Raw genomic sequence first — 24,871 nt, forward strand, 5'->3', positions numbered from 1 at the left:
GTAATAAATTTTATTTTTCTTTTTAATATACTTTCTACTTTTTTATTTAATTTTAAACTTATCTTTGCTTTATATAAAATAAATTATTATAAATTTTTCTAATAAATAAAAAAGCCTGTCCATATTTAAAATGTAAAATTATTCTGTAGTATACATTTTATTATGAACAAGCTTTTATTAAATATATATATATTTATTTATGTTTTAAGAAAATTTACTATTTATAAAATTCTTGAGTAGCATATACCTTATTTCCTATTTTATATACTCCTACTCCAATACTTGAAAAATTATCTGATAAAATATTTGCTCTATGTCCTGATGAATTCATCCAATTGGTCATAAATTGCTGTGCTAATGCATCTGCACTCATATTTCCACCAATATAAGCTATATTTTCTCCCCATGCCTTATATGATACTCCATCATTTCTCATTTGAGTAGTTATAAGGTTACCACTTAAATCTTCATGACTAAAATAATTATTATCTCCCATGTCTTTAGATTTAATTCTTGCATATTTTTGCATTACATCATTATATGTTAATGAAGAAACTCCTGCTTTTGCTCTTTCCTCATTCACTTTATTGTATATAGCTCTTTCTACTTCTGCCATAAAGCTTTGCTCTGAATTAATAGTATCATTTCCTATAGAATTATCTGGCTTTTCTTCCACTGTTGGTGGTGTTACCTCAGGCTTTTCTGGAATACTTGGTGTTTCATCCACTGTTGGTTCATCTGTATTACCTGGCTTTTCATCTACAGATGGTATGTTAGGAACACTTGGTTTTTCTTCTGTTGTTGGAGGAGTTACCGTATCCCCTGGCTTCTGAGCTATACTTGGATTATTCGGTTTTTCATTATTTCCAGTTGGTGGCGTTATCTCAATATTATTGTTGCCATTATTACCACCTAAATTATTATCATTGTTACTATTGTCATTTCCATTTTGATTATTGTTGCTACTGTTATTATTACTGTTTCCATTATTGATATTTCCATCATTATTAGGCTTATTTATAGTGCCTCCAATAATTATTCCACCACATGAACCGTTGTTACTCCACCATATCTTTTTAAATTTAAATCCATGTAATAAACTTCCTGAAATACCACACTTAGTGTTTTGAATTAAATTTTCTTTTGAATTATTTTCCACATTTATTTCATTTTTATTTTTTACAGCTGCAAAGGTAGGTGTAACCATTCCCCCTAGAACTGATAATGTAATTATACCGGCAATTAGTTTATTCTTCATCTGTACCACTCCTTTTTATTTTTTCGAACAACTTTACTATTGTCCAATATCTTATTAGTTCAAAGTACTTTTTACTTTCACTAACGCTGCCATCTATAGTTATATCATAACTCCTCAAAAAAACTAATAGTAAACCTCCTCCTTACATGGTTTTAATATCAATTTATTTTTCTAAATTCCTTAATTTCCATTAAAACACCATATAAATTTCAGCATGATTTCTACTTTTATAACTACTTAGAAATTTTATACTTTCAATAAATTACCACGTATATTTTATTTATTTTTCTTAAATCCCTCATTTTCATTTTGAGCTTCTTCTAAACTTGTATATTCTTTGACTTCCTTAATTACATAATTTTTACCTTCTTTTTTTAAAATAACTTCTATAGGAACATCTTTTCCTTCAACACAATCATATCCTTCATCAATTCCATCACTTTGTAATTCAGTTCCCTTTGCTTCCATATTTAACACCATACAAATAGTATAATTATTTCCAGCCCTTAATATGCTTTTTACTTCACTTTCATATTTAGTAAATTTAACTTTCCCTATAAAGTAACTATAAAACACCTCATAATTACATTCATTAAATGTTTTTTCATCAATATAATCACTTACTTCATCATCATATGATTTTTCGTAAAACAATACCTTCTCAATTGTTTCTTTCATTTTATTAATCTCATTATTTGATATATTATTGCTACTACACCCCACACTATTAATAGAAATAATAATTAATATTATTGAAATTATCTTTTTCATTGAACTTTACCATCCCCTAAACTTTATTTATACAATCTTATGTAACCTTAATTAAAGATATGATATACATATACTAATTACAAGTATATAGTTCTGTTATATTAAAATGTTGTTAACAACAATTTAATATAACAGAACTATATAGTAATAAAACTACATTACTATACTTAATCTTGCTCAAAACTATAAACTTAATTTTTTCAATTAATATAAATAAAATTTTCAACTTACTTCAAATAAAATCAATCACAAATAAACCATTCTCAAATTTAGACAATAGCTTCTTTCTAAATTAAAACTTATCATTTAAAATTTATATTACTATGTAAATTTTAAATACAAATAGTCTTTTCTTTTATTTTATTCCAAGATAAATAAGTATTAATTTCAGCCTTTATATTAATATTAAAATTAATTTTTTCTATTATTGAATTATTCCTTGTATATTCAATACTATTTTTATATTCAAAGGCTCTCCAATTTAAATAATGATCTAAATATTTACTTGCAACACCTCTAAATTTAACTAGCCACCATTTTATTTTATTAGAATATCCCTTATCAATTTCATTAATTTCTTCTTTATTAATCTTTACCTTATTAACTACATTAAGTGCTCTGCAAAAGTTTTTTAACCTTCCATTTATAAATCCTACGGTATAAGCTTTTTTATCTAGTCTTGGTATAAGATTATCCCTTAATTGATTAGCTCCAAAAAACTTTCTTCCTCCCATAATTGGAAGAATTTCAATTTTATCATTTAATGCATTTATAACTATAATTTTATCTCTCTTTTCTTCATGGAACTTTCTATCGCCCTTAAAATTTTCCAAAGTAACAAATTGAGTAAGCTCAATATATATCCCTGATATTTTTTCTTTATAATTTTTCTTAGCTAAGTCATGTAAAAATCTATGTCTCCAAAAAAATGCTGTAACTAGCGTAATTCCAGTCTTTGCAGCACAAATCCTCAAGGGTAGCCCTTGTATAAAAAATTCAAAATACTTTTCGTAATTTTCTCTAAACTTTTTAGAATATCTAAAAGGATTATTTATATTGCCTGTAAAAGTCTTTTTGCAAAGTTCGTTTTTACATCTAAATCTTTGATGCCCATTAAAAAATCCAAACTTTATTATTTTTTCACCCTTGCAGTAAGGACATTGTTTTCCTTCTTTAATTTTATTTTCTTCAACATTCTTATAATATTTCTTGTAATTTAATTGTTCATTGCTTAATTTAGGACTAGTTTTAATTAAAGTTTTATAAAATCTACTATTTATCATAATCATCACCAGTTATGATTATTAACTTAATTTTATAATTTTAAACAAATTTTATTATCTTATCGTATATTTTTATTTTTTTACATACAAAAAAAGAGCACAAAAGTACTCTTTTTCAATTATACGTTAGGATATTTAATTCCACTCCAGTATACGTTATTTTTAATAATAACCTTATCTGATAATGTAACTCCATCTAAAGCCCATTTCTTAAATTCTTCAAACCCAGTTCTATCAACTATATATCCTATATGCTCCTTACCACCTGGTGCATTTTTATCAATATATTTTTCAACATACTTATAAGTATTAACTATTATTTTAATTATGCTTTCTTCATCAGCCCAAATTAAGAAATCTTCAGCAAGTCTTGGATTTTTCTTCCCTGTTCTACCCATTATTGCTAATCTATAATATTTTTCTTTACTTCTAGTCCATGCTCCTGTTGGGCAATTAATTACACATTCACCACATCCAATACATTTGCTATGATCTCTTACTGGTGTATAATTTTCACCATGTAAAGCTGCTGTAGATTTTTTAGTACATGCTCTAACACAAGCACCACAAGAAATACATTTACTTTCATCTAATTGTGGTTCAGTCATCCCAATAATACCAAAATCATGCATTCTAACTTTCATACAATCATTTGGACATCCTGTTAATGCAACTTTAAAGTGTAAATCATGTGGAAATATTGCTTTTTCTATCTTTTTAGCAAAATTAGTTGTATTATAATTTGCAAATGGACAGACATTATTACCTATACATGCACTTACATTTCTTGTACCTGCAGATGTATATCCCTTACCTGGAATTTCTTGATTAATTTCTAATCCTTCAATTATTGGTTGAAGTAATTCATTAACCTTATCCATATTCTTCATATCTATTCCTGGAACTTCAAACCCTTGTCTTGTAGTTAAATGAACAGTTCCATTACCATATGTTTCAGCAATTTCTTGAATAAGCCCTAAATACTTGGCATTTAAATGTCCACCTGGTACTCTTATTCTTGAAGCTGTAATTCCTCTATGTTTTGTAACTCTAAAGGCATTCTTTTTAAGCTTTTTAGTATTGATATCCATTAATTACTTCCTCCTAATCAATTAAAGATTTTCCTACTGTATAATTAAATACTGGCCCATCTAAACAAATATATGTATCATCTATTTTACAGTGCCCACATTTACCTATTCCACAGCACATTTTTCTTTCTTGAGAAATCCAAATGTTTTCTTCCTTGATTCCAAGCTTTAAGAATTCTAAAACTGTAAATTTCATCATCATTGGAGGTCCAACAACAACAACTTGTACATTATCCATATTCTTAATTTCTAATTCAGGAATATATTTAGTAACTAATCCAACATTACCTTCATAACCTTCTGGTGCAGTATCAACTGTTAAAATAAGATTCATAGTTTTTTTCCAAATTTTCATGTCTTCTTTAAACAAAACATCTTCTGGTGATTTGAATCCTGTAATAAGAGTCATGCTTTCACAATCATTGCTGTTATTAGAGAAATATTCTACTATTCCTCTTACTGGTGAAAGTCCTGTTCCCCCAGCAACAACTACTACTTCTTTGTTTTTATAGTTTTCTATATCAAAACCATTTCCATAAGGTCCTCTTAAAAACAACTTATCTCCAACATAGTTTTTAAATATTTCATTAGTAACTTTACCAACTCTTCTTATTGTTAAGTCAACAAAATCTTCTCCAATCCCACTTACTGATATTGGAGCTTCTCCAAACTTAGGAAGTGATACTTCAAAGAATTGACCAGGTTTAACATCACCCTTATAAGCCATTCTAAAAGTATATTCTATTGGTGTGTGTTCAATTACTTCTAAAATTTCAGATCTAAATGGTATGTATTCATTCTTAGTCATTATTCTTCACCTCATTCATAGCGCCTTCTAACTTATTTACAATTGTAGAGAAACTTATATATTCTGGACATATATCATCACATCTACCACATCCAACACACATGTGATATCCCCATTTTTTCTTATAATCATATACCTTATGAAGAGTTTTAAATCTCATTTTTTGTCCTTTTTCTTTTCTAAAGCTATGTCCACCTGCCATATCTGTATATCCATCTACATGACATGATGCCCAAACCCTTCTTCTTTCACCTGCATTTTTATTATCCTTATAAGTTATATCTTGCATAGTGAAACATGTACATGTTGGACAGACAAAATTACATCTTCCACATGCAATACATCTTTCATTATATTCATTCCACATAGTAGATTTCATAACTTCTAAGCTTAGATTTTCTGGAATATTAACATTAACTTCATTTTCCTTAACAAAATCAGGAGTAACTTCCTTCTCCTCTTTTTCTATAGAAGCAATTATATTTGCTATTTCCTCATCCTTAATATCTAAATACACATCTTGTCCATCAACTTTAATATATGCATTATATTCATCAGTTTTATTTGTTCCCATGCTTACACAAAAACAATTTTCAAAACTTTTTTCGCATCCAATTAAAACAAACTTTGCTCTTTCTCTCATCTTTTTATAATAGATATCTTCAAATCCATTTCTTAAATAAATATCATCTATTCTTTTTAATGAATGAATTTCACAACTTCTTAAAAATATTAATGCTGGTCTTTCATCAACTTCAGCTTCTTTACAATCTTCCTCAGTAAAGAAAAATAAAGTCTGTCTTATAGGTAAAATAGTTTCTTTATATGAATAACTTGATTTTTCATTAAATTCAATTTCTTCTATAGTTGAAACTTCTCCATATCTAACTCTATCTGTATCTGAAAAAGTTCCTGCCCCTTCAAAAACTTTAGGAGCATAAATTTTATATGTTTTCTTTAACTTATTTAAAGCTAAATTCATATTTTCTAAGTTAAGTTTATATCCCATGTAAAACACCTCTTAGCTTATTTTTTATTCTACTTGTTAATACATTAACAATCATCTGGTTTAATTATATTTTTTTCCTAAAAAAAAAGATGTGATATTCATCACATCATTTTAATATTTTCTTAATTTTCCTTAAAAAATTTAACAAGCTTTTCCCTATCAAGAACTATAATTTTCTTATTTTTATTAATAATTAATCCTTCATTTTTTAAAATCTTTAAAGATCTTGATATTGTTTCCCTTGGAGCTCCAAACATATCTGCAAGATATGTAACAGTTATATTTAAATCTATTAGTGTACCTTCCTCAATTTCTATTCCATAATCTTTAGATAATTTCCATAGTTTTGCTGCAACTCTTTTTTCAACTTTTATAGGAATTGAATTTTTACCTTGCCTATATAATCTTCTTACCTTTAGTGCTAATGAATTTATAATTACCCTAGATAATTCAAAATCATCTTTCATAATCTCCAAAAACTTATTTCTATCAAAACAAAAAACTTCAGTTTTTTCAAATGCTTCACAATTAATTGAAGATGGCAAATCATCTATTATAACTTCATTAACTACTGTTCCTTCTCCTAAAATAAAAATAACCTTTTTTTGTGCAGATTCACTTTGCTTATATAAAGCAACCTTTCCAGTTTTAACTATATATATACTTTTTATTAATTCCTTATCTCTAAAAAGATGTTCTCCCTTTTTTAATTGCCTTATAAAGCAAATTTCATTAAGCTTATCTAATGTATCTTTATTTATTTGAGAAAATATTGAAATTTCATTTAATTTAAAAACATTTTTACTCAAAATTTTATCCCCTTGTAATATTATTGTGAATATTATATCACAACTTTCATAAAAATCACCTATTATATGTATAGAAGTTTTCTATAATTTCTGATTAATTTATAGGTAATAAATATATTAAATAAATTTTAAAATGATACATTACAATAACAACATTTTTATATAACAGATGCATATACTTAACATTAAATACCGTCACTTATATCAACAACATTTTGATATAACATAGTTATATAAAGCCATAACACTAACTAATTAAAACCCCTCCCCCAACCATTTCCTTTATTGCACACCAAAAAATAGCAAAATAAAAACTTTTTACTTTTTATATACCTCTTTCCTAAAACAACCCTCAAAATTCTTTATTAAAAATATAAAATATGTTGAATTATCACAAAATATATTTATACAAAAAGGCCCTAGTAAAAACTAGGACCTATATATATTATTGATTATTTATTTTTCTTTTCTTTTTTAGTTGTAGCTGCTTCAGCCTTTGCTTCATTTTTAGCATTTTCACCATAGTAGCTAGTGATATACATTTCTTTTAATTCCTTCATTAATGGATATCTTGGGTTAGCTCCTGTACATTGGTCATCAAATGCTTGCTCAACCATTTCATCTAATGTTTCGAAGAATTTAACTTCGCTTACACCAGCATCTTTAATTGTCTTAGGCATATTTACTTTGTTTTGTAACTCATCTATAGCCTTTAATAATAATTCAACTTTTTCAGCTTCAGTGTTTCCACCTAATCCTAAATGATCAGCAATCTTAGCATATCTCCATGCTGCATTTGGATATTTGTATTGAGCAAATGCTGCTTGCTTAGTTGGAGCATCAGTAGCATTGAACTTAATAACTTCTTTCATAACTAAAGAGTTAGCCATACCGTGTGGTAAGTGATGGAATGCACCTAGCTTATGAGCCATTGAGTGGTTAATTCCTAAGAATGCATTACTGAATGCCATACCAGCCATACAAGATGCATGAGCCATTTTTTCTCTTGCCTTAATGTTAGTTGTACCTTCATTGTAAGCATCTGGTAAATATTTGAATACTAATCTAATTGCTTCTAAAGCTAATCCATTAGTGTATTCAGATGCCATTACTGAAACATAAGCTTCAACTGCGTGAACTAATACATCAATACCAGCACAAGCTGTTAATCCCTTAGGAGAAGTCATCATTAATTCAGCATCAACAATAGCCATATCTGGAGTTAATTCATAATCAGCTAATGGATATTTAACTCCTGTTTCTTCATCAGTTATAACTGCAAATGGAGTAACTTCTGATCCAGTACCAGCTGAAGTTGCTATAGCAACCATCATAGCTTTTTGACCCATTGTTGGGAATTTGTATATTCTCTTTCTTATATCCATGAATGTCATAGCTAAATCGTGGAAGTTAACTTCTGGATGTTCATACATAACCCACATAATTTTAGCAGCATCCATAGCTGATCCACCACCAAGTGAAATTACAACATCTGGTTGGAAGTTAGTCATTTCTGCAGCACCAGCTCTAGCACATCTTAATGTTGGGTCTGGTTCAACATCTGAGAATATTTTGTATTGGATTCCTTGTGCTTCTAAAACTTCTGTAACCTTGTTAGTATATCCCATTTCAAATAATACTTTATCTGTTACAATGAACGCTTTCTTTTTACCCATTTCACCTAATTCAGCTAAAGCTACTGGTAAACATCCGTATTTGAAGTAAGTTTTTTCTGGAACTCTAAACCAAAGCATATTTTCTCTCCTTTCAGCAATGCTCTTAACATTAATTAAGTGCTTAGGACCAACATTTTCTGAAACTGAGTTTCCTCCCCATGATCCACATCCTAATGTTAATGATGGTGCTAACTTGAAGTTAAATAAGTCTCCGATAGCCCCTTGAGCTGCTGGCATGTTAATTAATGTTCTAGCAGTTTTCATTCTTTCACCGAATGTTAATACTCTATCTCTATTCTTTAATTGATCAGTGTATAAAACTGATGTATGACCCATACCACCTAATTCAATTAATCTATCAGCTTTATCTAAAGCTTCTTCAAATGATTTAGCTTTGTACATAGCTAATACTGGAGATAATTTTTCATGTGAGAATGGTTCTTCTAATTCAACTGAAGTAACTTCTCCAACTAAAACTTTAGCGCTTTCTGGAACGTTAACTCCTGCCATCTTAGCAATCTTATAAGCAGATTGACCAACCATGTCAGCATTTAATCCACCTTTTTCATTTAAGATTATGCTTCTAACTTTATCTATTTCTTCACCTTTAAGGATATATGCTCCTCTTTCAGCTAATTCTTTCTTAACTTCATCATAAACTTCTTCTAAAACAATGATTGATTGTTCTGATGCACAGATAACACCGTTATCAAATGTCTTAGAAAGTAATATTGAGTTTACAGCCATTTTAATGTGAGCTGATTCATCAATTATTGCTGGAGTGTTACCTGCTCCAACCCCTAAAGCTGGTCTTCCTGATGAGTAAGCAGCCTTAACCATTGCTGGACCACCTGTAGCTAATATTATATCTGATTCTCTCATAACGTTTTGTGATAATTCAACTGATGGTTGATCTATCCATCCTATTATTCCTTCTGGAGCTCCTGCTTTAACTGCAGCTTCTAAAACTATTCTAGCTGCTTCTATTGTAGCATTTTTAGCTCTTGGATGTGGAGATATTATTATAGCATTTCTAGTCTTTAAAGCTATTAAACACTTGAATATTGCTGTTGATGTTGGGTTTGTTGTTGGAACTATGGCAGATATAACACCGATTGGTTCTGCTACCTTAGTGATTCCACTTGTTTTATCTTCTTCTAAAACTCCACAAGTTTTCATATTTTTATATTGGTTATATATATATTCAGCAGCAAAGTTGTTTTTTACAACTTTATCTTCAACTATTCCCATTCCAGTTTCTTCTACAGCTAATTTAGCTAACTTAATTCTGTTATGGTTAGCTGCTAAAGCTGCTTGTCTAAATATTTCGTCTACTTGCTCTTGAGTGTAAGTAGCGAATTTCTTTTGTGCTTCTCTTAATTGTTTAATTCTTGCTGTTAATTCTTGAGCGTTTGTAACTTTCATTTATTACATCCTCCTAAATACTCAATATTTATAATAATTTTTAATTAATCTCTTAATTTCAGTGGCTTTGTTAAGTTTTTATTTTAATTGTTAACTTTTTAACTTACCCACAACCTTATTGTACTAGCTTGTTTAATTTTTGTCAAACTTTTTTTTTAATTTTTTTAAATTTTATTTTTTATTTTTCCTATAATCCCCTTATTTCTCATTATAAGAAATATTTTTACCCACTTAATATTATTTTAGACATTCTTTTCAAATTACTAAAAGGCTTTTTCCCATTAATACTATAATTTAATTATTTATTATATTTAACTCTCAAAACCACTATCGTTATATTAATAACAATCCCCTTTTATCTAATTATAATACTTACATTTCAATTTATTTTTTTACTAAATTATTTTTTTCCCTAATCATAATATTTTATTTATATAATAATCTTTGTTTTAGTAATTGATTTATATTAAGTATTAAATATATATAATTTAAAGTATAATTACTTTATTTTGAATTAAGAAATTTTAAAAATATAGTATTTATATATCTTATAAAATCAACTTTAATTTAGTCCAGGTCATATAACAAAATATCAATTAAATAATATGCTCCCATTATGATAAACAGTTTAAATTTATAAACCAATCTACCATAAAGGGAGCATATGCTATATATATTTATTTTTTATCTATTAAGCAAGAGATGTTAATAAACTCCTATCACTTAATTCACCTAATGCATTTGCTTTGCTAAACATCTCCATTAACTTCTCTGTAGTTAAATTTTTCTTTTCTTTTCCCTTAACATCAATAATTATTTTTCCTTGATGCATCATAAGCAATCTATTTCCACATTCTAAAGCATGCTTCATATTATGAGTTACCATTATTGTAGTAATCCCCTTTTCCTTAACAACTTCCTTAGTAATTTCCATAACCTTAGCTGATGTTTTAGGATCTAAAGCAGCTGTATGTTCATCAAGAAGTAATAATTTTGGTTCAGACATAACAGCCATCATTAATGTTAATGCTTGTCTTTGTCCTCCTGATAATAATGTAACCTTATTATAAAGCTTATTTTCTAATCCTAAATCAATCTTAGTTAATAATTCCTTATAATAATCTATTCTTTTTTTATTAATCCCAAAGGAAAGGCCATATCTTTTACCTTTATTATCTGCTAATGATAAATTTTCTAATATTGTCATGTTAGGTGATACACCTAATGATGGATTTTGATATACTCTTCCTATTTGCTTTGCTCGTTTAAATTCATCTTTATGAGATACATCTTTTCCATCTAATAATATTAATCCAGAATCAACACTTATATTTCCACTTATTAAATTTAATAAAGTTGATTTTCCAGCTCCATTAGAACCAATAATAGTAACAAATTCACCTTTCTTTATATCAACATTAAAATTATCAAAAACCTTATTTTCATTTATGGTGTTAGTATTAAAAACTTTGCATAATCCCAGAATCTTTAGCATCATCATCACCACCCTTATCATTAATTGATTTTGTATTACTCTTTTTACGTTTAAATTTAAATACATTATTATTTGCAGCTAGTGCTATTGCAACTAAAACAGCTGTTAATATCTTTAAGTCATTTGGATTTAATTTCATCCATAAAGCAACTGCTATTACTAATTTATATATAATAGCTCCAAATATGGATAAAGTAGTAACTTTTATAAATGATATCTTTCCAAATATAGATACACCTATTATTACTGCAGCTAATCCCATTACTACTATACCTGTTCCCATAGTAACATCTGAAAATCCTTGGTGCTGAGCTGTTAATGATCCTGCTAATGATACTAATCCATTGCTAATTGCCAATCCTAAAACTTTTACTAAGTTTTTATTTACTCCAAGTGAAGATACTACTTGTTCATTATCTCCTACTGCTGTAAGTAAAAATCCACTTTTAGTTTTTAAATATAAGTCTAAAATAACTTTTACAACTATTACTATTGCTAAAATGATAAATATTGGACTTATCTTAGTACCCTTAAAAATATAATTTGTATTAAATAAAGGTATATTAGATTTACCCATTATTCTTAAATTAACTGAATAAAGCCCCATCATTACAAGTATTCCAGACATTAAATTACTTATTTTAAGCTTAACATGTAAAAAACCTGTTATAGCTCCTGCAATTGCACCTCCAATTGTTGCTACAATTATAGATACCCATGCATTTACTCCATTTACTAAAAGTGCTGCTGATATTGCTGCTCCCAAAGGAAACGTCCCATCCACTGAAAGATCTGGAAAATCCAATATCTTATAAGTTATATAAACTCCCATTGCAACTAATGCAAATAATAAGCCTTGTTCTAATGCATTAACTACTAATTCCACTATTTAACCCCTCCAGTTACTTTAGTAGCCTTAGAATTAATATCCTCTGGAACAGTTATATTTAATTTTTTAACTACATCAGTATTAATTGTTATTGTAATATCACTTAAAGTTGTTATTTCTATATCACTTGGTGATTTTCCATTTAAAATTTCAGCAGCCTTATATCCTGCTTCTTTTCCTAACTTATTATAATCTATACCACTTGAACAAAGTCCACCTTTTGATACTCCAGCTTCTTCACCACATAATATAGGTATATTTTTGCTTAAACAAATATTTCCTACTAAATCATAAGCTGAAGCTACGGTGTTATCAGTTGGTGCATATAATGCATCTATTTCTCCTAATGCAGCAGTTAAATTTTGATTTATTTCATTTACTGTTGTAACTGAAATTTCTTTAACCTTGATATTTTTCTTTTCAGCTTCTTTCTTTAATTCTTGCACTTGAGCTAAAGAATTTGCTTCTGAAGAATTATAAATAACACCTATTGTTTTTATATCTGGAACTAATTTTGTTAATAATTCTAATTGTTTTTCCATAGAAACCATATCAGATGTTCCTGTAACATTAGTTCCTGAACTTTCCCATGATTTTGCTACTCCAGCATCAATAGGATCTGTAACTGCTGTAAATACTATTGGAATATCCTTTGTTGAATTATATGATGCTTGTAAGCTTGAAGTAGCTATTGCAAATATTAAATCTACATTAGAAGTAACAAATTGATCTGATATAGTTTTTGCAATTGCCATATCTCCTTGTGCATTTTGATAATTAATTTTTAAATTTTTACCTTCTTCAAATCCCTTTTCTTTCAATCCTTCAATAAATCCTTCTCTTGATGCATCTAATGCATCGTGTTGTACTAATTGATTTATTCCAATAGTATATGTTTTACCATCTTCATTAGTACTTTCACTTGCTTTAGTTGCATTTTCACCTTTTTCACTTGAGTTATTGCTTGAGCAAGACATTAATCCTGTCATAACTAATAATCCGCTTAAAATTAAAGCTAATTTTTTCTTTCCTACCATATTTCTATCCTCCTAAAATTCAAAATAACCTAGCTTGTCCTATTACCCTTCTTTTTTACCTTCTACAACGATAAAACTATATGTAATTTTATTCTTATTTAATCATAATAGTGTTTTTTTATCCTTTTGTTACCAAAACTTAAGTTATTATATTAAATTATTAATTTTAATAATACCACTATTTGTATATAATGTAAATATTAATATTTTATTGAATAATTTACTTTTAATCCTATATAAATATGAGAAATCTTTTATCTTCACACTAACTTTGTGGAATTAATTTTATATGAAATAAATTACATAACTAAACTTTACTACTTAAAAACTTTTATTATTTTCCATATATTAAAATAAGGCTATATAAAAACTTATCATAATAAAATAAAGTTTTATATAGCCTTTTATTAATATCATTTTATATTATTCAGGAACAGCTCTATGCCCTATCCCTATTACTACTTCATCTAAATGTAATAACCCAACACTTAAAAATATACATACACTTAAATGCTCACCCTTTCTAGCAATTCCTACTTTACCTCCAACATTTTGACCAGTAGCCCTTTCCCTAACTTGCATTAATGCATCTCTTGTTGCTCCAATTACTCCACCTTCATGTAAATGCTCTTCCCTAATAACATTACTTCTTTTAGATGCTACTAAAGTTCTTTCCATAATTTTTGTTGTTGATTCATTTATATTTCCACCAATATTAACTGCAGTTGCTAAAATCCCCTCTTTTTTATATTCTGCTTTTAACTTTTCTTCTTCTTCCCTAGTGGAAATAGCCATTTGTGTGGCAACCTTTGCAACTTCCATGCTTAAATTAAAATACATTCTAACCTCTCCCATACTCCATAATAAACTTTAATAAATTAATTTATCCCAATTTTATTTCTAATATATAATTTCTTATTGTAAAATTAACTATGTGAATTTTAAACTTACTTTTTTAAATTATACTTTTCTTCAAAAAAATTAACCATTTTCTTAAGGGCAGTAATTAATATCTCTTCTTCATCCTTTGGAAGTTCCTTCATTATACTCTTTATCATATCATCATGAAAATCAGCATGACTCTTAAAAGCTTCATCACCCTTTTCTGTTAATTTAATTAATACAACTCTTCTATCTTCTTCGATTCTTCTTCTTTCAACATATTCTTTCTTAATTAATCTATTTATTGCTGTAGTTAATGTGCCTACTGTAATTTCTAAATCCCTTGCAACTTCTGTCATAGTCATTTCTCTATCTAATCCAATAGCTTCTATTATATGCATTTCTGTAACAGATAAATCATTAAACTCACCTTCTTTAAGTACAGATGCTTCAATTTTTAAAATATCATTAAATAAATCAACTAACAAAGTATTTAATACATCTCTAGCTTCATTTTGTATCATTTGTTTCACTCTCCCAAAATAAACATATATTTTTATTATAAAATAAATTATATAAATTAAGCCAGTATTATTTGAAATTATTTATTAATTAATATTTATAATTATAAAAAAAGGAATGCTTATTCATAGCATTCCCAAATAATAATTTAAATTACTTTTATCCACAACATTTTTTGTATTTTTTACCACTTCCACAAATACAAGGATCATTTCTTCCTATTTTAACAGTGTTAACAACTCTTGCTTTAAGTTTTTCAACTTCATCTTGTGTATATCCTTTTAAAGACCATTTTCTAATACTCTTTGCAAATAATTCTAATTCATGTACAAAAATATTTCTTTCTTCATCTGATTGAATTTCATAAGCTTCAAGGAAGTTATCTATTGCTTCTTGCATTTCCATTTCATTTTTAATAGCAACAATAAACCCAACCATTTCATCTTTTAATATATTTTTATCTATAACAAAGACTTCACCTAAAACTTTTTCTATTTTAGCTCCTTGCTTATTTTCTTCAACAAAATCAATTTTTCCTGCTTTTATTAATGATTTTTTATCAAACTTATAATAATCATTTTCAGCCTTTTCTTGAAGCTGTAATACACCTTCTACATCTTCAACATCTATATGACATAATAATTTTTCTTCAATTACATAGTCATAACCTAATTCTTCACCATTTGCTATTAATCCATTTAAGTATGATTCTTCAAATGTTTTTCCAAATATATTTTCTAAATTAGCTTTTACTAAATCAAAGTTGCATACACCATAATAATAAACCATTCCTGCCATGGCTTTTATTATTTCTCCATTTAATCTTGCTTTATCTCTAACTTCTTTATTTAGTTGCTTAGAAATAACTTCTTTTAACTCTTCTGGCATTACTACAAAAGCTTCCTCATCCTTAATACCAGAAAAAGCTAATCCTCTATTTCTTAAGTAATTTATGTAAATTACTTCATCAAATTTATACTTCTTTAATCCATTTACTTTAATTAATTCTTCAACAAATTTTAAAGTATTTTCTTCCATTGATTCTAATGCAATATTAGCCTTAGTTAAAACAACATCTTTGATTTTTTCAACAGCAGCTGCTTTTTTTAATGTTGTAATACCTTTTACTGAATATTTTTTAGCTATTTTAACTAATTCATCTTTAGTCATTTTTTCTAAAAATGAATTTAATGTGCAAGCTTCATCTAGACTTTTCCACATTTTTTCATCATTTCTTAAATCCGCCTTTATTATTTCCTCTTGAAGTTTATTCTTATCTTCCATTAAATTAAGTCACCCCATATTCTATTTTACAAAAAATTCACTTATTCTATTATATAGCTTTTTTTAAGTTAGTCAAAATTATTTTTTACCATTAAAGTATTTAACAAAAATTATTCTATTTTTATACTTCATTGTTAAATAATCCAGCACCTTTAATAATATCTTGTTCTATAAATAAACTATTAACTGCATTTTTATAATCTATAGCTTTTTGAGCTTTTTTAATTTTCTTATAATACTTTTTATTGTTAGTAAATATATGTGACATATATCCCCATAATTCCTTCATTCTATACATTGCATTTTTATCTTCATTTAATAATATTGTATAATTTTCAAATATTTCATCATGAAACATTTTTATTATTTCTTTATTGGCAAATTCATTATTTTTGATTTCTCCAATTAAACCAGGATTAGCTAATATCCCTCTTCCAAGCATAACCTTATTTACTTCTGGAAATTCATTTATTATTTTATTATAACTATTAAGTGTAAAAATATCTCCATTATAACATATAGAATGCTTACTTAATTTTAATGCATCTTTAAACACTTCTAAATTTGGAGTATTTCCATAAAAATCTTCTCTTGTCCTTGGATGAATTATTAATTCTTCAAGTGGATATTTATTATAAATTTCTATTAATTTATAAAATTCATCAGCGCGTTCTTTTCCTAATCTTGTTTTTATTGATATTTTCATATTATCAATCTTATATATTTCATCTAAAAACTTATCTAATTCTTCTGGATATGCTAAAAATCCAGCCCCCCTCTTTTTTGAAACAACAGTTCCTGCTGGGCATCCTAAATTTAAATTTATTTCTTCATAACCTAATTGCTTAAGCTTATTTGCAGTAAGAATAAACCCCTCTGCATTATTAGTTAATATTTGTGGAACTATATTTAACCCTTTATTATTTTGCGGTAAAAGATCTTTTAATTCTTTAGTTTTTAAACTTACACTTTGATTTGGAACTATAAATGGTGTAAAGTATTTATCTATATTATGAAAATATTTTTCATATGAATTTCTATATATATGGCCTGTTATACCCTCCATTGGTGCTAAATAAAATTTCATTTAATTACTCCTTGTTTGTAAATATTCTAAAGTTATTATATCAGCCAAAACTTTTATAATCTATAGAATAAATATATTAAACAATCAAAAATATCTTCCTTTTATTTACTTGTAAAAGCTTTATAAGTTATGTTAAAATAAATCTAAATAATATTTGATTATCAAATAATTTGTTTGCAAGTTAAAAGGAGAATTAAAAATGAAGAAAAAGAAAATTATTATCATATCCTTAAGCGTCATTTTATTATTTATTATAATATCATTAGGATTTATAGGAAATTATTTTTATAATTTATCTTTAAACCCTAACACTCCTAAGGACATTGTCTTTGGTACTCCAGAAGAAGCTTCCCAAACAAGTGGACAAGTATTAGATGAAGATATTGAATGGCTATTAACAAGTTCTAATTATAAAGATGAATATATAAACTCATTTGATAATTTAAAATTGCATGCATATAAAATATTAAATCCTCAACCAACAAATAAATGGGTAATTTCAGTTCATGGTTATACAAGCGAAGGTCGTAAAATGAGCTCTTACTCCAAAAAATATTATGATATGGGATATAATATTTTAATACCAGATTTAAGATCTCATGGTTTAAGTGAAGGTAATTATATTGGTATGGGTTGGGATGATAGATTAGATATAATAAAGTGGATAAATACAATATTAAATGATGATCCTGATGCTGAAATAGTATTACATGGTGTTTCAATGGGAGCTTCTACAGTATTAATGGTATCTGGTGAAGAAATTCCTTCTAACGTAAAAGCAATTATTGCTGACTGTGGTTATACTTCTGTTTGGGATGAATTTTCCTATCAATTAGATAATTTATTTTCATTACCACCATTTCCAATAATGAATGTTTCATCTTTAGTTGCAAAAATAAAAGCTGGATATTTTTTAGGTGATGCTTCAGCAATAAAGCAAGTTAAAAACTCTAAAACTCCAATTTTATTTATTCATGGTGATGAAGATGATTTTGTTCCTTATTATATGATGGATGAACTTTATGATGCTACAAACTCTGAAAAAGAAAAATTAACAATAAAAAATGCTGGACATGCTAAAGCTTCAGAAATTGATCCAGAAACTTATTGGACAACAGTTTCTAACTTTATAAATAAATATATAAATCAATAACTATAAACTTTAAAATAAATAAAAAGGGTGATGTATTCAGAATAAATTTATTAATTCAATCTGATACATCCCCTTTTTATTTACTTAATAATAACATTCCTTCCTGCATCCTTGCTTAAACAAATTATTTTTTAAGTTATTTTCATTCTGCTTCTTCTCTTTCCAAAATTTATTTCCTTTACAATATTAATTATTAAATATTCACACTTTTTTTCTGTTCTTATTGGATATCCCCAACCTCCCATGCCAGATGATACTATAATATCCATATTTCCAACTCTTTCATATCCATAATTCATTTCATTGATTTTAAATAAATTCATCAAATGTCCTAATGGCCATATTTGCCCAAAATGAGTATGTCCTGAAACCATTAAGTCATATCCATTTTCACTATTTTCATTTATTTCACAAGGTTGATGATCTACAATTATAGTATAATAATCTTTATTAAATTCACTAACAAGATCTTGAGCTGATTTTCTTTCTTCAGAATCTGATCTATCTTTTCTTCCTATTATACATAATTCATTATTTATTTCATATATATCATCTTCAAGAATTTTAATTCTACATTCACTTATTGCTTCTTTTAATTCTTCTTCAGTATAATTAGGGTTTATTGCATATCGTGATTTATCATGATTTCCATAAACATAAACTATTCCATAATTACTTTTAATAGATGATAAAATTTTAAATGCATCTTTCATTTGTTTTAAAGTTGTATTTTCATCAACAATATCTCCACCTAGTATTACTATATCAACATTTCTTTGAGATATGTTATCACAATATTTTTGTAATTCATTATTACTCATTGTAGTTCCAAAATGTAAATCCGATATAAAATTAACTTTATATCCTTCATTTCTAATATTTTTATCAGTATATATATTATATTCTTTTTCAATTACATTTTTAGCATTTATACATCCATAAGTAATAAAAATTCCTGTTAATATTATAGGAATTATACCACTATTATATATTTCAGTTACCATATTATTTCCTCCTTTAGTAAACTTCACTATAATCCAATAAATTAAATCAATACACCATGCAAATATTACAAAGTGAAAACTAATTATTTCTGCTTTAATTATATTAATAATAAGCTTATTTTATATAAAAATAAAGCATTTTTGTATTTTTTTACAAATACTATATTTTATTTATAATCTAATATTATTATTAATTTTAAATTTTCTTAACTTGCAGAGAAATTCAATGAATATTATACTTGTAATGGTAACATATTCTGTAATATATACTATAAATAGATTGAGAGGACCTTATATGAGAAAAAAAGATATATTAGAACTAAAAAAACGTTTTAAAAAGGACCATTGTACATTTACAAAAATGTGTGGTTGTTATGTTAATGGTGAAAAAAATATTTTATTAAAGTTTAGAGAAACATTTTTAAACTTAGAAGAAGATGACTATTTTAAATATTTAGAAATTGCAAAAAAAGTTCTCTCTGGAACTATTGAAAATAATATTTTAGAACTTAATTTTGAACTTAATGAAGAACATGTAAATGAAAAGCAATTAGAGTTTATGAAATTGAAAAATAGTCAATTAAAAGATGATTTATTGCTTGATGATTTTTATAATTCAATTATAAATAATTATGATTATGAAGGTAACTTTTTAATTCTTATTTTCCATGATGCTTATGATATAATAACAAAAACTAAAGATAATGCTAAATTAGATGAGTCAGAAGAAGTATATGAATATATTCTTTGTGCAATATGTCCAGTTGAATTATCAAAAGCTGGATTAAGATATTTTGAAGAAGAAAATTCAATAAAATCTCGTACTAGAGATTGGGTTGTAGAAGCACCTAGCAATGGTTTCGTATTCCCAGCCTTTATTAATCGTACTACTGATGTAAATTCAATTATGTATTATACAAAAAATGCTAAAGATACACATCCTGAATTAATGGAAAATGTTTTAGGTTGTCCTTCAAAGCAAACTAATACAGAAAAAAAAGAAACATTTAATGATATTCTTCGTGATGCTCTTGGACCTGATGAAAAGAAATCAGATCATTTTTTCATGGAAATTCAAGAAAGTCTTAACAATAAAATTGAAGAACATAATATTATTCATGAAGATAGTGAAACTCCAATATTTTTAACTGATGAAGTTATTCAAGATATTTTAAATGAAAGTGGAGTTCCAGATGAAATTACTACAAAAATAGAAAAATCTTATGCTGAAAGTTTTGGAGATACTCCTCCTGTTGCTGATATATTAATAGATAATAAAGCATTAGCTGCAAAAGCTCAAAAGAAAAAAGAAGAAATGCTTGAAAAACAAGTTAGAATACTTGAAAATAAGCTAGAAAGAGTTACTCAAGATAATTCATTAAATACAGAAGCTGCTGTAGAAGTAGATTCTAATAATTTAATTGAAGAAAATGAAAATAATACTTTTAATGATAATTTATCTGAAGTTGACAATAATTATGATATTGTACTTCAAGTAAAACCTGAAAAAGTATCTAAAATTAAATCTGAAATAATCAACGGTCAAAAGTGTATTATTATACCAGTTGATGAAGATGAACATACTAATGTAAATGGTGTTGAAAACTTAATTTAAACTAAAATTATAACTTCCTTTCATTTTTCTTCCTTCAAGTAATTAAATATATTTTTTATACTTTTTGAAGTACTATATAAATTATCATTATTAAAACTAAAAGTTTATTATTTTTACAGTTATTGCTTTTTTATTTGCAATAGGTGCTATTAACGGAACACTGTTTTCACTATTATTAGGAATTAAGTCCATTTGGATTTGTAGCATTATATTATATTTACAATCATTTTGGATATACTTTTATGAAAAAAATACTTTAACAAAAAAATAGTGACAAATTTATGAGTGCTCATAAATTTGTCACTTATATTGTTTTATTTAATATCTTAAAAGTAAATATAATTTTAATTTAAGTACTTTTCTAAATTAAAAAATATATACAAGACCAAAAATTAAAGTAATGGGCTTACAGCCTCGGGCATGAAGCCACGAGGTTTTATGCCCTAAATCTATAAAATAAACCTTTAACCTTCTTAACTTACAGGTAATACTATTGTAAACTTACTTCCCTTTTCTAATTCACTTTCTAATTTAATATCTCCATTGTGTAATTCAACTATATTCTTAACTAAAGTTAAACCTATTCCACTACTACTTACCTTAGTAGAATTAAAACCACTTCCTTGTTCAAATCTATTAAAAATAAACTCCTGATCATCTTTAGAAATACCAACTCCGTTATCCTCTACAGAAATGCTTACAGTATTATCATTTTCTTTAATTAAAACCTTAATTTCTCCATTTTCATCTGTAAATTTAACTGCATTTCCAATAAGATTTACTATACATCTTTCTATTTCTTTAGGATCACAACATATTTCTAACTCTTCAATTTCAGGATCTATAATAAGTTCTATTCCTTTTTCCCCAATATAATCCTTCATATTTAATGCTGTTTCTTCAACTAAATATACTATATCAATATTTTCTTCTTTCTTTATTTTATAAGCACCTGACTTTATTTTAGAACTATCTATAATGTCATTTATTATATGTAACAAACTATTAGAACTCTTTTTTATTACATCCATATAATGTTTGTTTTTTTCTTCTGACGCTTTATCATTTTTATCTAAATAGCTTAATAATTGAAGTACCGATAAAATAACATTTAGTGGTGTCCTTAACTCATGAGATAAATTAACAAAATAATCATTTTTAAATTTTTCATTTTTAATATTTTGTTCATATAATTTTTTATTTTCTTCCATTTTATTATTAATTTCTTTTGTTTGCTTATGAACTAATACTTTAAAAAATTTCATTCTATATATAAAGTATAAAATTATTATTACAACTACAACTATATAAAGAAAATATGCCATTTTTGTTTTCCAAAAAGCACCTTCTACCTTAAAGCTTATACTTGTTTCTTCTGTTAAACTTCCATCTCCCTTTACTGCTTTAACTTTAAAATTATATTTTCCTGCTTTTAGTCCAGAATAAAGTACATATCCATCACTATTACCTTGATTCCACTTACTATTTAATCCTTCTAATTTATATAAATATGTTATATCTCCAATTCTTGAATAATCCGGAAGAAAATATTCAAATGCTATATTATTATTACTCTTAAGAGTAATTTTCTCTTCATCATTTACACTTTTATTTGAATCAATCCAATATCCACCTATTTTTACCTTTTCATCACAACTTTTAATTTCTTTTATTTCACTTGGATTAAATTCAACTACTCCATTAGTTGTTCCAAAAAGTAATGTTCCATTTTTGCCTTTATATTTAACCTTATTGTTAAAGTTAGAACTACAAATTCCATCTATCTCCATAAAATTTATAAATCTATTTTCATTTACAATAAACTTAATTAACCCATTGCTTGTCCCTAACCATATATTTTTATCATCATCTATATTTATACTTTTTATATAATCACTCATTAAGCCATCTTTTTCTAAATAACTTGTAAAACTTTCATTTTCAATATTAAATTTATTTAAGCCAACTTCAGTGCCTATCCACATATTCCCTTCCCCATCACTTTCAATACACTTTATTCCATTATAGCCTAATAAATCATGACTTAATAAATAATTTTTAATCACCCCTTCACTTTTATGAAATTTTATTAATCCAACATTCCTTCCCCCAGCTATCCAAATAATGTCTTCATCATTTTCATCTTGACACATATCTATAAGCTGAAAATCATTTATTCCATTTTCACTAAAATTATAATTATAATTTATTATTTCATCACTTTGATTATCTTTTCTATAAAGCCCATTATAAGTTGAGAGCCAAATACTTTTATCATCCTTTAAAACATCTATATCCTTTTCAAAAAATATATTATTTTTTTTATATTCAGTAACCCTAAATACCTCTTCTGTTTCTTTATCAATTGTATTTATACCTTTATTAGTTATTACTATATATTTATTAATGCCTTCTTGAATATCTTTTATTGTATTACTAAATAGTGAATTTTCCTCTCCTTCTCCTTTAGTAAATCTTATTATCTTATTTTCTCTTAATTTATATAAAATTACACCACTATGTTGAGTACCTATCCATAAATCATCATCTTCATCTTTAAAAATACTTGTTATATTATAATCATAAATTCCATTTTCACTTAAAATTGTATTTATTTCACTTCTAAATTGTTGACTAGGATTCAATATACTAATTCCACTATCTGTTCCAATCCATAATACTCCATTACCATCCTCATATAAGCAAGTAATAAAATCACTTAATATATAATTAGATAAATTTTTATTAGATTTATAAATTTTAGTACTATTATCATTTTGATTATATTCTATAAGCCCATTAAATCCGCCAAACCATATTTTATCATTGCTACTACATAAAACTTTATTTATTTCATTGTATTCAACATCATCAATATCAATTTGATATTTATAAAACTTATCCTCTCCAACTATAACCTTATATATACTATCTTTACCTACATTCCATATGTTTCCCTCATTATCCTTATCCATTTGATATATATATTTAAGATTACTTTCATTTTTTTCATTAAATATTTCATATGTATTTAATTTTATTGCTACTGTTCCTTCTATTGTAGATACCCATAAATATCCTAAATCATCTTCTTCAATATCAGTTATGTAATTATTATTTATACTTTTATTTGTATCATCAGAATAATAATTTATAAATTTATTACTTTCCTCATCATATCTATTAAGTCCATTGCTAGTTCCAACCCACATTACATTGTTACTATCCTTGTATATATCTGTAATTACTGAATGTGATAAATTAAATTCTTTTTCATCTATTCTTTTTATTTTATTTTCGTTTACATTAATTATACTTAATCCACCATTACTTCCTACCCATATGTCTCCGTTAGGGCTTTCAATTATTTTTGTAATATATGGTGATGAAATAGTATTTTTATTATCACTTTCATAATTATATTGTATTATTATATTTCCGTTGTACTGATTTAACCCATCTTCTGTTCCTATCCATATATATCCTCTAGAATCTTGATATATATCTGTTATATTATTATTGGTTAAACCATCATCCATTGTTAAATTATAAAAATTAGCTTTATCTTTTTCAGCAATAGACTTATTATAATATTCTTCTTTTGTTGCATAAACTAGCGTTTCATTAACAAATAATACTATAACTACCATTACGTATATAATAATTTTTTTAATTTTTGCCCCCAATCGTCTCTACTCCCCTTATCTAAACTAATTTTTAACTTCTTTTAAATTTTACCAAATTCCCCAAAAAAAATCACTATTTTTTTCATT

Annotated in this window: 19 protein-coding genes; 2 read left to right on the forward strand and 17 right to left on the reverse strand. The window is 26.3% G+C overall.

The window, feature by feature from the left end:
* Positions 1-217: 217 nt before the first annotated feature.
* The 15 genes from ACUN06_RS09275 to ACUN06_RS09345 form a co-directional block, all read right to left on the reverse strand.
* The gene (locus tag ACUN06_RS09275; protein ID WP_449389693.1) at positions 218-1,258 is read right to left on the reverse strand and encodes a CAP domain-containing protein; all 1,041 of its coding nucleotides are present in this window, start codon (positions 1,256-1,258) and stop codon (positions 218-220) included.
* 276 nt (positions 1,259-1,534) lie between these two features.
* Positions 1,535-2,029 carry a hypothetical protein gene (locus tag ACUN06_RS09280; protein ID WP_294397751.1) on the reverse strand — a complete coding sequence of 165 codons (495 nt, stop codon included), beginning with the start codon at positions 2,027-2,029 and terminating at the stop codon, positions 1,535-1,537.
* A gap of 332 nt (positions 2,030-2,361) precedes the next feature.
* Complete coding sequence (locus ACUN06_RS09285) at positions 2,362-3,312, reverse strand: transposase-like zinc-binding domain-containing protein (protein WP_449389694.1); 951 nt, start codon at positions 3,310-3,312, stop codon at positions 2,362-2,364.
* A 119-nt stretch (positions 3,313-3,431) separates the two neighbouring features.
* Positions 3,432-4,403, reverse strand: a complete 972-nt coding sequence (asrC, locus tag ACUN06_RS09290; RefSeq protein ID WP_291732547.1) for a sulfite reductase subunit C — start codon at positions 4,401-4,403, stop codon at positions 3,432-3,434.
* A gap of 13 nt (positions 4,404-4,416) precedes the next feature.
* Complete coding sequence (gene asrB, locus ACUN06_RS09295) at positions 4,417-5,211, reverse strand: anaerobic sulfite reductase subunit AsrB (RefSeq protein WP_291732549.1); 795 nt, start codon at positions 5,209-5,211, stop codon at positions 4,417-4,419.
* Entirely contained in the window at positions 5,204-6,220 is a 1,017-nt protein-coding gene (gene asrA, locus ACUN06_RS09300) for an anaerobic sulfite reductase subunit AsrA (RefSeq protein ID WP_291732550.1), read from the reverse strand. The genes asrB and asrA overlap by 8 nt, the downstream gene beginning before the upstream one ends.
* 122 nt (positions 6,221-6,342) lie before the next feature.
* Complete coding sequence (locus ACUN06_RS09305; RefSeq protein WP_291732552.1) at positions 6,343-7,029, reverse strand: Crp/Fnr family transcriptional regulator; 687 nt, start codon at positions 7,027-7,029, stop codon at positions 6,343-6,345.
* 452 nt (positions 7,030-7,481) lie between these two features.
* A complete protein-coding gene (adhE, locus tag ACUN06_RS09310) occupies positions 7,482-10,130 on the reverse strand; it encodes a bifunctional acetaldehyde-CoA/alcohol dehydrogenase (RefSeq protein WP_449389695.1) in 2,649 nt (882 codons plus the stop codon).
* Positions 10,131-10,821: 691 nt separating this feature from the next.
* The gene (locus ACUN06_RS09315; RefSeq protein WP_294125005.1) at positions 10,822-11,625 is read right to left on the reverse strand and encodes an ABC transporter ATP-binding protein; all 804 of its coding nucleotides are present in this window, start codon (positions 11,623-11,625) and stop codon (positions 10,822-10,824) included.
* On the reverse strand, positions 11,591-12,511 hold the full coding sequence (locus ACUN06_RS09320) for an ABC transporter permease (protein ID WP_291732559.1): 921 nt from the start codon (positions 12,509-12,511) through the stop codon (positions 11,591-11,593). The genes ACUN06_RS09315 and ACUN06_RS09320 overlap by 35 nt, the downstream gene beginning before the upstream one ends.
* Complete coding sequence (locus tag ACUN06_RS09325; protein ID WP_294161443.1) at positions 12,511-13,551, reverse strand: ABC transporter substrate-binding protein; 1,041 nt, start codon at positions 13,549-13,551, stop codon at positions 12,511-12,513. The genes ACUN06_RS09320 and ACUN06_RS09325 overlap by 1 nt, the downstream gene beginning before the upstream one ends.
* Before the next feature lie 423 nt (positions 13,552-13,974).
* Positions 13,975-14,391: a HutP family protein gene (locus ACUN06_RS09330; protein ID WP_291732561.1), complete on the reverse strand. Its 417-nt coding sequence runs from the start codon at positions 14,389-14,391 to the stop codon at positions 13,975-13,977.
* Between the two features lie 107 nt (positions 14,392-14,498).
* On the reverse strand, positions 14,499-14,957 hold the full coding sequence (locus ACUN06_RS09335) for a MarR family winged helix-turn-helix transcriptional regulator (RefSeq protein ID WP_291732562.1): 459 nt from the start codon (positions 14,955-14,957) through the stop codon (positions 14,499-14,501).
* Between the two features lie 157 nt (positions 14,958-15,114).
* Positions 15,115-16,239, reverse strand: coding sequence for an SEC-C metal-binding domain-containing protein (locus tag ACUN06_RS09340; RefSeq protein ID WP_294161442.1), 1,125 nt, complete (start codon positions 16,237-16,239; stop codon positions 15,115-15,117).
* Positions 16,240-16,360: 121 nt separating this feature from the next.
* Positions 16,361-17,326, reverse strand: a complete 966-nt coding sequence (locus tag ACUN06_RS09345; RefSeq protein WP_449389696.1) for a tRNA dihydrouridine synthase — start codon at positions 17,324-17,326, stop codon at positions 16,361-16,363.
* A gap of 199 nt (positions 17,327-17,525) precedes the next feature.
* Between ACUN06_RS09345 and ACUN06_RS09350 the strand changes: the two genes are divergently transcribed.
* Positions 17,526-18,479, forward strand: coding sequence for an alpha/beta hydrolase (locus ACUN06_RS09350; protein WP_449389697.1), 954 nt, complete (start codon positions 17,526-17,528; stop codon positions 18,477-18,479).
* 131 nt (positions 18,480-18,610) lie between these two features.
* Here ACUN06_RS09350 and ACUN06_RS09355 read toward each other — a convergent pair whose 3' ends face one another.
* Positions 18,611-19,483 carry a metallophosphoesterase gene (locus ACUN06_RS09355; protein WP_291732566.1) on the reverse strand — a complete coding sequence of 291 codons (873 nt, stop codon included), beginning with the start codon at positions 19,481-19,483 and terminating at the stop codon, positions 18,611-18,613.
* A gap of 295 nt (positions 19,484-19,778) precedes the next feature.
* Between ACUN06_RS09355 and ACUN06_RS09360 the strand changes: the two genes are divergently transcribed.
* Entirely contained in the window at positions 19,779-21,098 is a 1,320-nt protein-coding gene (locus ACUN06_RS09360; RefSeq protein WP_294381348.1) for a DUF4317 domain-containing protein, read from the forward strand.
* A 473-nt stretch (positions 21,099-21,571) separates the two neighbouring features.
* Here ACUN06_RS09360 and ACUN06_RS09365 read toward each other — a convergent pair whose 3' ends face one another.
* Positions 21,572-24,784, reverse strand: a complete 3,213-nt coding sequence (locus ACUN06_RS09365) for a ligand-binding sensor domain-containing protein (protein WP_449389698.1) — start codon at positions 24,782-24,784, stop codon at positions 21,572-21,574.
* Between the last annotated feature and the right edge of the window lie 87 nt (positions 24,785-24,871).

The organism is Clostridium sp. ETTB3 (genome assembly GCF_053571985.1).

Bases quoted from the DNA above. Each gene is read 5' to 3' on its own strand.
- ACUN06_RS09335 (WP_291732562.1), bottom strand. From the start codon at position 14,957: ATGATACAAAATGAAGCTAGAGATGTATTAAATACTTTGTTAGTTGAT.
- ACUN06_RS09340 (WP_294161442.1), bottom strand. From the start codon at position 16,239: ATGGAAGATAAGAATAAACTTCAAGAGGAAATAATAAAGGCGGATTTA.
- asrA (WP_291732550.1), bottom strand. From the start codon at position 6,220: ATGGGATATAAACTTAACTTAGAAAATATGAATTTAGCTTTAAATAAG.
- ACUN06_RS09325 (WP_294161443.1), bottom strand. From the start codon at position 13,551: ATGGTAGGAAAGAAAAAATTAGCTTTAATTTTAAGCGGATTATTAGTT.
- adhE (WP_449389695.1), bottom strand. From the start codon at position 10,130: ATGAAAGTTACAAACGCTCAAGAATTAACAGCAAGAATTAAACAATTA.
- asrB (WP_291732549.1), bottom strand. From the start codon at position 5,211: ATGACTAAGAATGAATACATACCATTTAGATCTGAAATTTTAGAAGTA.
- ACUN06_RS09355 (WP_291732566.1), bottom strand. From the start codon at position 19,483: ATGGTAACTGAAATATATAATAGTGGTATAATTCCTATAATATTAACA.
- ACUN06_RS09280 (WP_294397751.1), bottom strand. From the start codon at position 2,029: ATGAAAAAGATAATTTCAATAATATTAATTATTATTTCTATTAATAGT.
- ACUN06_RS09345 (WP_449389696.1), bottom strand. From the start codon at position 17,326: ATGAAATTTTATTTAGCACCAATGGAGGGTATAACAGGCCATATATAT.
- asrC (WP_291732547.1), bottom strand. From the start codon at position 4,403: ATGGATATCAATACTAAAAAGCTTAAAAAGAATGCCTTTAGAGTTACA.
- ACUN06_RS09285 (WP_449389694.1), bottom strand. From the start codon at position 3,312: ATGATAAATAGTAGATTTTATAAAACTTTAATTAAAACTAGTCCTAAA.
- ACUN06_RS09350 (WP_449389697.1), top strand. From the start codon at position 17,526: ATGAAGAAAAAGAAAATTATTATCATATCCTTAAGCGTCATTTTATTA.
- ACUN06_RS09315 (WP_294125005.1), bottom strand. From the start codon at position 11,625: ATGCTAAAGATTCTGGGATTATGCAAAGTTTTTAATACTAACACCATA.
- ACUN06_RS09275 (WP_449389693.1), bottom strand. From the start codon at position 1,258: ATGAAGAATAAACTAATTGCCGGTATAATTACATTATCAGTTCTAGGG.
- ACUN06_RS09360 (WP_294381348.1), top strand. From the start codon at position 19,779: ATGAGAAAAAAAGATATATTAGAACTAAAAAAACGTTTTAAAAAGGAC.
- ACUN06_RS09330 (WP_291732561.1), bottom strand. From the start codon at position 14,391: ATGTATTTTAATTTAAGCATGGAAGTTGCAAAGGTTGCCACACAAATG.